The following is a 12,748-nucleotide window of genomic DNA, read 5'->3' as shown; positions in this document are numbered from 1 at the left end:
TGTGCAGCGTGGTCCAGGGTCACGTCGCCGTGCTCGGCGGCGGCCTCGGTATCGTCGTTGGCCGAGGCCACGCCGTCGTGGCGCCAGCTGCTCGACGGCGCCAACGGGTGCTGGCGCAGGCCGATCGCAGGGGCGTCCTCGTTGAGCTGTTGCTCGTGCGCTTCAGCAGTGTCATCGGCGGGCGCGGGCGCGTCGGCGGCGCCGCGCGCGCCGATGACACTGCTGAAGCGCACGAGCAACAGCTCAACGAGGACGCCCCTGCGATCGGCCTGCGCCAGCACCCGTTGGCGCCGTCGAGCAGCTGGCGCCACGACGGCGTGGCCTCGGCCAACGACGATACCGAGGCCGCCGCCGAGCACGGCGACGTGACCCTGGACGCCGCTTCGCCTCTGCACGCGGGGACGGGCGAGGGCGGTGCGAACCCACCCGCCGCCGACACGGACGGCGAGCACGCCGACACCGACGCAGAACACGTCGAGCCGACCAGCGGTGCAGGCGAGAGCGCGCTGCAGGATGTCGCCGCCGAAGCGGACGATGCCGCGCACGCGTCGTCGTCCGATGCCGACGAGACGACGGACGCGCATCATGCGGGGCTCGACGCAGCGCCCGACGCGCAGGGCGACGCCGTTCAGGACGACACGACCGCGGCGACCGAGATGGATGCGACCGCATCGGTCGACGAAACGCACCAAGAAGCCGATCAACACGCGCCGGCGGCAGCCGTGCCCGTGCAGCCCGACGTCGACGCCGCGCATGCCGCGGCCGATGCCGCGCGAACCGATCTGTCGGCCGTCGATCTGGGGCCGCTGGACTTCGCCGACCTCGATCGCGAGCTGGTCGATATCTTCGTCGACGAAGGCAAGGACCTGCTCGACCACTGCGATCGCCTGATCGCCGAGCTGCGTGCCGCGCCGCAGGACCGCGACGTGCTCGGCGGCCTGCAGCGCGACCTGCATACGCTGAAGGGCGGCGCGCGCATGGCCGGCATCAACGCCATCGGCGACCTCGGCCATGGCATCGAGTCCTTGCTGGAGGCGGTCGCCGCCCATCGCACCGAGCTCGACCGCCAGGACGTGCAGTTGCTGGAGCGCGGCTTCGATCGCCTGCACCAGTTGTTGACCCTGACCGGCAACCACCGCGCGGTGGCGATGCCGCAGGACCTGATCGGCGCGTTCGACGCGCGCACGCACGGGCAACGGCTCGCCGCCGCCAGCGATGCCGAGACTACCGTCGCGGCGCCGCTCGCGGCGGCCGACGGCGCGCTGGCTGCCGCGGCACTGGCCGCCGTGTCGGCGCCGTTGTCGGCACCGCTGCCGGTGGAGGGCACGCCCGACGAAGAGGCGACGATCGCGCGGCCGATGCAGGAACAGGTACGCGTGCGTGCCGACCTGCTCGATCGCCTGGTCAACCACGCTGGCGAAGTGGCGATCTACCGCTCGCGGCTGGAGCAGCAGCTGGGTGCGTTCCGCGGCGCGATGGCCGAACTGGACCGCACCAACGCGCGTCTGCGCGACCAGCTGCGGCGCCTGGATCTGGAAACCGAGGCGCAGATCGTCGCCCGCTACCAGCGCGAACAGGACCAGACCGAGCAGAGCTTCGATCCGCTGGAACTGGACCGCTTCTCCACGCTGCAACAGCTCAGCCGCGCGCTCAACGAGTCCGCGGCCGACCTGGGCGGCCTGCAGGGTGTGCTCGACGACCTGGCGCGGCAGTACGACGGTCTGCTGCAGCAGCAGTCGCGCGTCAGTTCGGAATTGCAGGACGGGCTGATGCGTGCGCGCATGGTGCCGTTCGACGGCCTGGTGCCGCGGCTGCGGCGCGTGGTGCGCCAGGCCGCCAGCGAAACCGGCAAGCAGGTGCACCTGAGCCTGGAAGGCACCCACGGCGAACTCGACCGCAATGTGCTCGACCGCATGGTCGCGCCGCTGGAACACATGCTGCGCAACTCGGTCGCGCACGGCCTGGAGGCGCCGGAGCAACGGCGTGCCGCGGGCAAGGCGGAGGAGGGCAACATCGCCATCCGCCTGCGCCGCGAGGGATCGGAAATCGTGCTGGAAGTGGCCGACGACGGCGCCGGACTCGACCGCGAGGCGATCCGCCGCCGCGCCGAGCAGCGCGGGCTGATCGCCGCCGACGCGGTGCTGTCCGACGACGAACTGGATGCGCTGATCTTCGCGCCCGGGTTCAGCACCTACGACCAGGTCAGCCAGCTGGCCGGCCGCGGGGTGGGCATGGACGTGGTGCGCAACGAAGTGCGCCAGCTCGGCGGCTCGGTGGACATTCACTCGGTGCGCGGCCAGGGCGTCACCTTCACCCTGCGCCTGCCGCAGACCCTGGCGGTGACCCAGGCGGTGTTCGTGCAGATCGGCGAGACCACCTTCGCGGTGCCGGTGGCGTCGGTCAGCGGCATTGGCCGCATCGGCCGCGAGCGCTTCGAGGCCGGCACCGGCGGCTACCGTTACAGCGGCGAGGAATACGCGCTGCACGACCTCGGCTCGCTGGTCGGGCAGGCGCCGGCACGGGCGGAAGGCCAGGCGCAGGTGCCGTTGCTGCTGGTGCGCGCGGGCGACCTGCGTGCGGCGGTGGCGATCGACCAGGTGCTCGGCAACCGCGAAATCGTGGTCAAGCCGGTCGGCCTGCAGATCGCCTCGGTGCCTGGCATCTACGGCGCCACCATCACCGGCGACGGCCGCGTGGTGGTGATCCTCGACATCGCCCCGCTGGTGCGCCGCTTCCTGGCGCAGCCGTTGCGGCCGGTGGTGGAGGCTACGCCGACCGAACAGCGCCGCGTGCCGCTGGTGATGGTGGTCGACGACTCGCTGACCATGCGCAAGGTCACCGGACGCGTGCTGGAACGCCACAACTTCGACGTGGTGTCCGCGCGCGACGGCGTCGAGGCGCTGGAACGCCTGGAAGAGCGCGTGCCCGACCTGATGCTGCTGGACATCGAGATGCCGCGCATGGACGGCTACGAACTGGCGACGGCGATGCGCGCCGATCCGCGTTACGCCGCCGTGCCGATCGTGATGATCACCTCGCGCAGCGGTGAGAAGCACCGCCAGCGCGCCTTCGAACTGGGCGTGCAGCGCTATCTCGGCAAGCCTTACCAAGAGTTGGATCTGATGCGCAACGTCTACGACCTGCTGGGGATCGCCCGTGTTCGCGAATGACGGCGACGCCACCTCCACGCCGGTCGCATTGCTGGCTCGTCCCGGCAAGGCGCGCGAGCGCCTGCGCGAAGCGCTGCACCTGGTCGGCGCGGCGATCGTGCTGGAGGACGACCCGGGCGCGATCGACGCGCAGACCCTGTCTGACGCTGCGCCGGCGGCTGTGCTGATAGCGCTGGAGCCGGCGATCGAGGACGCACTGGAGCGGCTGGATGCGGCGCTGGCGCTGCCCGGCGTCACCGTGATCTTCGACGAGGCCGAGCTGGCCGCGCGCCGCGAGGGTTGGGAAGCGCAGCGCTGGGCGCGGCATCTGGCGGCCAAGCTGCAAGGCCATCAGGACGTGCTGCCGCCCGGCCGCGAGACCGAGACCGGCCTGCAGCCGGAGCCGGGCCTGCCGGCGACGCCGGCGCAGCTGCACGAGGACGCGCCGATCGGCCTGCATGTCGACGAAGCTGCCGGCTTTGCTGAGGCCGCGCCGGAAGACGGCATGTATGCCTGGCAGCCGCCGGCGGACGTCGCGCCCGGTTTCGAGGACCTGCAATTCGCACGCGCCGAAGCCGCTGCCAGCGAAGCGTCTGTGCAGCCGGCTGCGCCGCACGTCGATGCCAAACAGGCCGCACCCGCACCCGCACCGGCGGCACTGCCGGCCAGCGCCTGGTCGCTGGTCGATGACGATGCGCCGTTGAGCGCGCCGCAGCCGCGCGAACCGCAGCGCAGCGTGCAATTCTCCACCGAAGGCTTGTCGCTGGTCGCGCTGGACTCCGAAGAGCCGGCCTCCACGAGCGGCACCGACACCGTCACCAGTGTCGGCACCGGCGCCGGCGCCCCCCGTGCCGAGATCGCACGCGGCGCGGTGCTGGTGATGGCCGGCATCGGCGGCCCCGACGCGATCCGTCGCCTGCTCGCCGCACTGCCGGAGAACTTCCCGCTGCCGCTGCTGGTGCAGTTGCGCCTGGATGGCGGCCGCTACGGCAACCTGGTCAAGCAGATCGCCCGCGTGTCCGCGCTGCCGGTGCTGCTGGCCGAGGCCGGCGAGCCGGTCGCCCCTGGCAACGTCTACATCCTGCCCGACGACGTCGGCGTGCACGGCACGGCCGGGTTGCGCTTCGTCGCCCAGGACGCCGGCGCCTCCGTGGTCGCCGGCCTGCCGGCCGCGCACAGCGCGGTGCTGCTGCTCAGCGGCAGCGATACGCAGCAGGTGGATGCGGTGCTGGCGCTGGCCGCGCAGGGCGCCTGGGTGGCCGGGCAATCCGGCGACGGCTGCTACGACCCCGCCGCCGGCGCGCACCTGATCCTGCAGGGCCATCCCGGCGGCGATCCGGCGCAACTGGCCCAGGCCTTGACCGCACGGTGGAGCGGCTGAGCGAGGCGGCACACGCCATTCATCGCTGCGCCCGCATCGCGCGTTTTTTCCGCTTTCAGGACGAAGTCACTCCATGAGCAGCTACGCCAGCAACGACGAAATCCGTGGTGTCCTCATCCTGGCCGGCAGCGAGCGCGTGCTGCTGCCCAACGCCACCATCGCCGAAGTGATGTCGCGCGTGCCGGTCGAACCGCTGCCCGACGCCCCGCACTGGCTGCTCGGCCAGATCGCCTGGTACGGCTGGAAAGTGCCACTGGTCTCCTTCGCCCGCCTGACCGGCCTGGGCGCCGAGATCGTGGCCGCCAACAACAAGATCGTCGTGCTCAAGGCCCTGGGCGGCAATCCCGACCTGCCGTACGTCGCCCTGCTCACCCAATCCTTCCCGCAACTGATCTCCGTCCCCCGCGACGGCCTGCTCGCCGACGCCTCCGAAGAAACCCTCCCGCCCGGCGTGCACATGCGCGTGCTGCTGGGCGAGCAGAGCGCGTTGCTGCCGGATCTGGAGGCGATCGAGGGGATGGTGGTGGAGCGGTTTGCGGCGTCGACTGAATTGAGATGTTGAGCGTCGCTGGTGATGCTTTATGTTTCGTTAAATAGAGAATGAGCGAGAATCGAGATTTTATGTCAAAGGATTTATCGGTAATCCCAAAAACTTGGTGAATTTAAAGGGCGGGATCTATGGCGGCCTTTTTTTTGGCGCGATTTGTGTGTTTCGTACATGCGGCCCGCGCGCAGGCATGTGAATTTCTTCTTTCCATCTCGCTGTTAACTCTTGCCTTCTTTGTGCCTCACGCGCATGCCGAGGACGTTCCAATCATGGGCTATGGTTGGTCAAACCTGGAGCCAACCTACTGGGGGCACACTTGCTTTCCGTCGCCCGCGCAGGCGTGTCAGTATCAGATAGATAATGGCTACTCTGGTCTCGCACGTTTTACTGGCGTAAGTGCTCCTAAGATTCCGGCCTCTGCGTGGACCAATGATGGATGTCCCGCTCAGACTCCTGTTGCGACAGCTAGAAATGGTATGCCTCCGCAGTTGAATGGGAGCGGTCTTCTGGAGGTTGTGTGCAGTGCTATTGGGGATAATGGGGTGGATATGGTTTGGAATCAGTATGGCCATCCTGTTTGTCCGGATGGGTATGCTGTTTCCGAAAATGCCGCGGGAAAAGCCGTATGTAGAAGGGCTGGGGAGGATTTGACCAGTAATTTGGGCGCGCCTTGTTGCGCATCTTCACCCATGGTCGGGGATCCAATAGATCCGTCGATTGGCAATAAGTATCAGGTTGAAAATGATTACCGTGCAAGTAGCGGCATCCTTAATTTTTCAAGATATTACAATAGTTATGTCGGCGCGCCTTCTGGCGCCCTTGGTGTTCATTGGCGCCACTCTTACGAGTCGTACATTGAAGTCTCAGATGGTACGCGTTTGGAAAATGGCTTGGTGGATCCAACGGCAGTTAATTTGATAGAAAGTACCGGTCGTATTGTCAGGTTCTCGTTAAGTGATGGGCTCTGGCTGTCAAATGTGGAGGCTGGGCTGGTTCTCTCACAGTCTGCCGACGGGTGGGTGCTGGATAGAAGAGGCGGTATTTCTGAGAGATACGATGCAAGCGGTAGGCTTCTGCTGATTTCAGATATGGCGGAAAATCGGGTTGACCTCCTATATGCGGATGATGGTTCGCTGGATCGAGTTAGAGATCAGCGAGGTCGTGAAATTAGGTTTTTTTATCAAGGCGGAAGTGATTCCGCTCGCTTTCTATCGAGCGTGATTTTTCCTGATGGATCGGTTATTTCATATGGGCATAATGCATACGGAAACCTGACGGCCGTAAGTTTTGTGGACGAATTCGAGCGACTTTATCACTACGGCGAGGAAGGTCATATTTCTGCCGCGGCTTCCGATTCAAAGTGGAAGCTCAGTTCTATGACGGGTATATCTGAGGGGTACCCAGGTTCGGAAAGTCGGCTGTCTAGTTTTGACTATGATGAAAGCGGCAAAGCTGTCGCAACATCTTTTGTTGGCGGGGTTGATGCTTACTCAATTCAATACGATGGCGATGGCCTCGGAGCGAAAATTACATCGCCGCTTATGTCTGTAGCGAGCTATAGCTATTCCGTGGTTAAATCTGGCAGGAGAATTTCAACTGCATCTGTCGCTGGTGGTGTTTGTCGATCTTGTTTTGCTAGCGTCGAATATGATCAATATGGATTGATGCAGAAGTCTGTCGATTTCTTGGGCTGGGAAAGCGAGTACGTCAATAATGAACGAGGGCTGGAAACGAGTCGCACCCTCGGCATCAATGATCCCAACGGGCGCAAGCAAACGATTACAACTAGTTGGCATGAGCGCCTTCCCGTTCCCTCGCAACGCGTTATCTATAACGCGGCGAATGTGCTGGTGTCGCGGTGGAACTGGACCTACAACACGCGCGGCCAGGCGCTCACGGCTTCGCGTACCGATCCTGCCACTGGTACGACCCGGACCTCGACCACGACGTACTGCGAGCAGGCCGACATCGATGCTGGCCGTTGCCCGTTGCTTGGCCTGGTGACGTCGGTGGATGGTCCGCGCAGTGATGTCACCGACAAGGTGATGTACACCTACTACCCCACCGACGACAGCACCTGCGCCACCTCCCCGACCACCTGCCCGCACCGCAAGGGCGACCTGTGGAAGCTGACCAATGCGCTGGGCCAGGTTACCGAGTACCTGGCCTACGACGGCGCCGGCCGCGTGCTGTCGGCGAAGGACGCCAACGGCGTGGTCACCGACTACACCTATCACCCGCGCGGCTGGCTGACCGCCAGCAAGGTGCGCGGAGCCGACGACAGCAGCGAGAGCGATGACCGCATCACCGCGATCGACTACTGGCCGACCGGCCTGGTCAAGCAGGTGACGCAGCCCGATGGCGCGTTCACCCGCTTCACCTACGACGCGGCGCACAGGCTGACCGATATCGCCGACAACGCAGGCAATACCATCCACTACACCCTGGACAATGCCGGCAACCGCCTCAAGGAAGAAACCAAAGACGCCTCGGGCACGCTCAAGCGCACGCTCTCGCGTGTGTACAACCAGCTCGGCCAACTGGCCACGCAGGCCACTGCGCAGGGCGATCCGACCGACTTCGGTTACGACCCCAACGGCAACACCAAGACCGTCACCGACGCGCTCGGTCACGTGACCCAGAACGATTACGACCCGCTCAACCGCCTGGCGCGCACGCTGCAGGACGTGGGCGGCATCGCCGCCGAAACCAAGTTCGGCTACGACGCACTGGACAACCTGACCAAGGTCACCGACCCCAAGGGCCTGGACACCACCTACGCCTACAACGGCCTGGGCGACCTGACCAAGCTCACCAGCCCGGACACCGGCAGCACCACCTACACCTACGACAGCGCCGGCAACCGCGCGACGCAGACCGATGCGCGCAACATCAAGACCAGCTACGGCTACGACGCGCTGAACCGGCTGACCCAGGTCACCTATCCGACCACCAGCCTCAACGTCAGCTATACCTACGACGTCAGTCAGACGACCTGCGCCAGCGGCGAGACCTATGGCGTGGGCCGCCTGACCCGGATGCAGGACGGCAGCGGCAGCACCGACTACTGCTACGACCGCTTCGGCGATCTGGTGCGCAAGGTGCAGACCACCAACGGCAAGGTGTTCGTGGTCCGCTACGCCTACACCAAGGCCGGGCAGCTGAGCCGCCTGACCTACCCGGATGGGGCGGTGGTGGACTACGTGCGCAACGCCCAGGGCCAGACCACCGAGGTCGGCGTGACCCCACCCGGCGGCTCCCGTCAAGTGCTGCTGAACCAGGCCACCTACTATCCGTTCGGCCCGGTCGCCGGGTGGGCCTACGGCAACGGCCGTCCGATGCAGCGCGTGCTGGACCAGGACTATCGCCCGCTGGCGGTCAACGACACCCGCAACGATGGCCTGGCGGTGGGCTTTGCCTTCGACCCGGTCGGCAACCTCAGCGCACTGACCGCACCAGGCAACACCGCACCGGTCATCAAACTGGACTACGACCCGTTGGGCCGGTTGACCGCGTTCAAGGACGGCCCGACCGATACGGTGATCGACGGCTATACCTACGACGCCACCGGCAACCGCCTCAGCGCCAAGGTCAACACCACTACCCAGACCTACAGCTATCCGACCACCAGCCATCGCCTCAGCAGTGTGGCCGGTACCGCACGCGGCTATGACGCAGCCGGCAACACCACCGCGGTCGGTGGCACGGCCGTGCAGTACGTGTATGGCGCCAATGGCCGGCTGACACAGGTCAAGCGCAGCGGCACCACCGTGGCGAACTATGCCTACAACGGCCGTGGCGAGCAGGTGCGGCGTGTGGGCAAGACCAATGTCTACACGCTGTACGACGAGAGCGGCCACTGGCTGGGCGACTACGACAACAACGGCGCGGTCGTGCAGCAGGCGATCTGGCTGGATGACTTGCCGGTAGGCGTGCTGGCCAAGACCACATTGCGCTACGTGCAGCCCGACCACCTGGGCACGCCGCGCGCGGTGATCGACCCGGTGCGTGACGTGGCGATCTGGCGCTGGGACCTGAAGGGCGAAGCCTTCGGCACCACCGCGCCGGACCAGAACCCGGACAAGGACGGCACCGCCTTCGTGTTCGATATGCGCTTCCCAGGTCAGCGCTACGACGCGCTGAGTGGACTCAACCAGAACTACTTCCGCGACTATGAGCCGGGTACGGGGCGGTATGTGCAGAGTGATCGGATCGGACTGGCTGGGGGAGTTAGCACGTTCGCCTATGTTGGCGGAAACCCCGTAGGTAGCATTGATCTATTTGGGCTAGCGCCTGGTGATCGCTATAAAACAATTGATGGTGCGGCTGCAGCCGCTATTAGTGATGCCAATACTCTTACTCGCAGATCAGGATTTGAATATGGCGGGAGGCTAAAGATTTTGCCTGGTGGCGGATACACATACACAGCTCCAATCACGGACAATAATAAATTTCAAGTAACCTTGCAGCCTATGCAAAAAGATTTTGTGGGTGACTACCATACGCATGGTAATTATTATAAATATTTCGACGGGCGATCAGTAAATCCGGAGCTTTTTAGTGAGCCAGGAGATTACGACTCTGCCATCGCAGATGCACAGATTGCAGCATCATTCGGGAACCCTTATTTTTCATATCTCGGCACGCCTACTGGTGTAATAAAGCGATTCAACCCGGTTACTGGAAATGTAAGGAATGTCGCTTATCCATCACTTGGGGATAAATATGGTTGCGAAAATGGCAAATAGATTAATTTCCGCTGTCGGCATCTCTGTGATGCTGATCATGCCAGCTGTGGCGAGGGAAGATGTTAGTAGGTATGCGCCAAAATGCCAAGAGGGCGGAATACTGCGAGCTATCGATCAGTCCTATCAAGACTTTTTCGCGTTTTTGTCTAAGGTGCCTAAGCAGCCTTCAAATAAGCCGCTGACAGAATTTTTAAGGCAAATAGATAATTATCAAATAACGGCAGTTTTGGATCATGGTGTATATTCAATCAAATTTTTGCCATATAATTATTCCAAAGGGACAATAAAGGGTGCGGGAGTTAAATATTCAGTAAATAAGTGCACCTACCGAATTGAGGATATTCAGGGCCGGGCACCATTGGAGTAACGAAAAGAAGGTGTTCGTGCTGAGCTACACCTATACCAGGGCAAGCCAACTGAGCCGGCTTACCTATCCGGATGGCGTGGCGGTATGGACCTACGGCAACGGCCGTCCGATGCAGCGCGTGCTGGACCAGGACTATCGCCCGTTGGCGGTCAACGACACCCGCAGCGATGGCCTGGCGGTGGGCTTTGCCTTCGACCCAGTCGGCAACCTCAGCGCGCTGACCGCACCCGGCAACACCGCGCCGGTCATCAAACTGGATTACGACCCGCTGGGCCGGCTGACCGCGATCAAGGACGGCCCGACCGATACGGTGATCGACGGCTACACCTACGATGCCACCGGCAACCGTCTTAGCGCCAAAGTCAACACCACCACGCAGACCTACAGCTATCCGACCAACAGCCACCGCCTGAGCAGCGTGGCCGGTACCGCACGCAGCTACGACGCGGCCGGCGACACCACCGCGATCGGTGGCACCGCCGTGCAGTACGTATATGGAGCAAATGGCCGACTGACCCAGGTCAAGCGCAGCGGCACCACCGTCGCGAACTATGCCTACAACGGCCGTGGCGAGCAGGTGCGGCGGGTGGGCAAGACCAACGTCTACACGCTGTACGACGAGAGCGGCCACTGGCTGGGCGACTACGACGCCAATGGTGTGGTCGTGCAGCAGGCGATCTGGCTGGACGACTTGCCGGTCGGCGTGCTGGCCAAGACCACACTGCGCTACGTGCAGCCGGATCACCTGGGCACGCCGCGCGCGGTGATCGATCCGGTCCGCGACGTGGCGATCTGGCGCTGGGATCTGAAGGGCGAAGCCTTCGGCACCACCGCGCCGGACCAGGACCCGGACAAGGACGGAACCGCCTTCGTGTTCGACATGCGCTTCCCGGGGCAGCGCTATGACGCGCTGAGTGGGCTCAATCAGAATTACTTCCGTGACTACGAGCCGGGCACTGGGCGGTATGTGCAGAGCGATCCGATTGGGTTGAGAGGAGGTGCTTCTTCCTACCTTTACTCCTTGGGTACGCCCACTCGTCTCTATGATCCATTTGGGCTCGAAGTTGTCTGGGACACCAAAACTTGTGCCGGTCAGCTAGGGCTAACTACTTGCGATGGCAAGGGGGGCTTTATGGTAAGTAACTGTAACAATGGTTGTGATCGTGAATGCACTCAGAAGCACGAGAATGAACATATAAGGTTCTTAGAGGCTGTTCATCCAGGAGCATGTTTGGGTCGCCCTCTTGGTGCAGCTCCGTGGCCCCAAAGTTATAGGGCGGACAGTGATGCCTACGCTCGTGAGTTTCATGAAACGGAATGCAGGGCGGATGCTATTACCATCGATTGCATTTCTAAAATTGGTAAAATTACGCCGCTGGACGCGAGTGCAAAGCGCAACCTTCTTGATGCAATCAAGCGCCGGGAGTCTAGAAAATGCGAAGACTATGGATTCTAGTTTTTTTGGTATCAATAATTTCAGCGGCCTCTGCAGGAGAGGTTTGCCAAACTTTTCCTGGTGTGGATCATGATTTGCCGGCTGTAGTTAAGGAGAAACTCAAGGAGGAAAGGATGGGTGGATTCCAGTTGGTTAACAGAACCGTGTGCGATGTCCATGTAACTTGGTATGCTTTACCGCCGAATTTTCCGCCTTCGCAACCCTGGCCGCCCGGGGTTATGAAGCTGATTTCATGGGATGCGAAGAAGAACAAGGTGGAAGTTCTTTAGCGGGACTTTGAATAAGCCACTGACTGAGTAATGCGGCCGATCAGGGTGGGTTCTGGTTCAAAATAGCTATGCCGCAGCGATTGAGTATAGACATACGGTCAACATCCATGCGGCGTGCCAAACGGTCTGGTAATCCCTGGGGCGAACGACGGCCGCGCGCGTCGGCGCGGCGTGTAGTGGTGTTATTAACAAAGCTACGAAAAAGTTGTCGATCCAGTGGCGTGACCGAATGCGACTGATTGGATTACGACGCCAATGGTGCGATCGTGCAGCAGGCGATCTGGCTGGACGATCTGCCGGTCGGCGTGCTGGCCAAGACCACACTGCGCTACGTGCAGCCGGACAACTTGGGCACGCCTCGTGCCGTCATCGACCCGGTTCGCGACGTGGCGATCTGGCGCTGGGACCTGAAGGGCGAAGCCTTCGGCACCACCGCCCCGGACCAGGATCCGGACAAGGACGGGACGGCGTTCGTGTTCGATATGCGCTTTCCTGGGCAGCGCTACGATGCGTTGAGTGGGCTCAATCAGAACTACTTCCGTGACTACGAGGCCGGTACGGGGCGGTATGTGCAGAGTGATCCGATTGGGTTGAAAGGAGGGATATCGTCTTATCAGTATTCTCTTTCCAATCCGCTCTTGAGGGCAGATGCCTCAGGGCTATCGACCTACATCATTATTACTTATGATTGGGGCATAGGCTCTCACGCTGCGCTTTTCATAGATGCAAAGAACGGCGCAGATCCCTTTTTATATGACCCCTCCGGCAGCTACATGAACATGCAGCGAGGTAGTGGTGGCCTCTTTGAGGGCAAGGAAAACGGAGCAGACC

The 12,748-nt window shown here is 62.7% G+C and carries 5 protein-coding genes and 3 pseudogenes; 7 read left to right on the top strand and 1 reads right to left on the bottom strand.

Annotation, left to right across the window (positions count from 1 at the left end):
- Positions 1 to 755: hypothetical protein (locus CEK68_RS14130; protein ID WP_152239748.1), on the bottom strand; the 755-nt coding region annotated here is incomplete at its 3' end.
- 30 nt (positions 756 to 785) lie between these two features.
- Between CEK68_RS14130 and CEK68_RS14125 the strand changes: the two are divergent.
- From CEK68_RS14125 to CEK68_RS14095, 7 genes and pseudogenes are all read left to right on the top strand, one after another.
- Positions 786 to 3,170, top strand: a pseudogene (locus tag CEK68_RS14125) (response regulator); the annotation flags it as partial.
- Entirely contained in the window at positions 3,157 to 4,530 is a 1,374-nt protein-coding gene (locus tag CEK68_RS14120; protein WP_152239747.1) for a chemotaxis protein CheB, read from the top strand. The pseudogene CEK68_RS14125 and the gene CEK68_RS14120, both read left to right, overlap by 14 nt.
- A gap of 73 nt (positions 4,531 to 4,603) precedes the next feature.
- Entirely contained in the window at positions 4,604 to 5,092 is a 489-nt protein-coding gene (locus CEK68_RS14115; protein WP_152239746.1) for a chemotaxis protein CheW, read from the top strand.
- Between the two features lie 674 nt (positions 5,093 to 5,766).
- Positions 5,767 to 9,825, top strand: a complete 4,059-nt coding sequence (locus tag CEK68_RS14110) for an RHS repeat-associated core domain-containing protein (protein ID WP_152239745.1) — start codon at positions 5,767 to 5,769, stop codon at positions 9,823 to 9,825.
- Positions 9,773 to 10,192, top strand: coding sequence for a hypothetical protein (locus CEK68_RS14105; RefSeq protein WP_152239744.1), 420 nt, complete (start codon positions 9,773 to 9,775; stop codon positions 10,190 to 10,192). Before CEK68_RS14110 ends, CEK68_RS14105 begins: the two co-directional genes overlap by 53 nt.
- A 16-nt stretch (positions 10,193 to 10,208) precedes the next feature.
- A pseudogene (locus CEK68_RS14100) lies at positions 10,209 to 11,249 on the top strand (RHS repeat-associated core domain-containing protein); the annotation flags it as partial.
- A gap of 910 nt (positions 11,250 to 12,159) precedes the next feature.
- Positions 12,160 to 12,576 (top strand): annotated as a pseudogene (locus tag CEK68_RS14095) (RHS repeat-associated core domain-containing protein); the annotation flags it as partial.
- Positions 12,577 to 12,748: the final 172 nt, after the last annotated feature.

The sequence above is a fragment of the Xanthomonas sp. LMG 12461 genome (genome assembly GCF_009192935.1).
Taxonomy (GTDB): domain Bacteria; phylum Pseudomonadota; class Gammaproteobacteria; order Xanthomonadales; family Xanthomonadaceae; genus Xanthomonas_A; species Xanthomonas_A sontii.
Note: the sequence above shows the minus strand (reverse complement) of the source record. Positions and strands in the feature narration are given on the sequence as shown.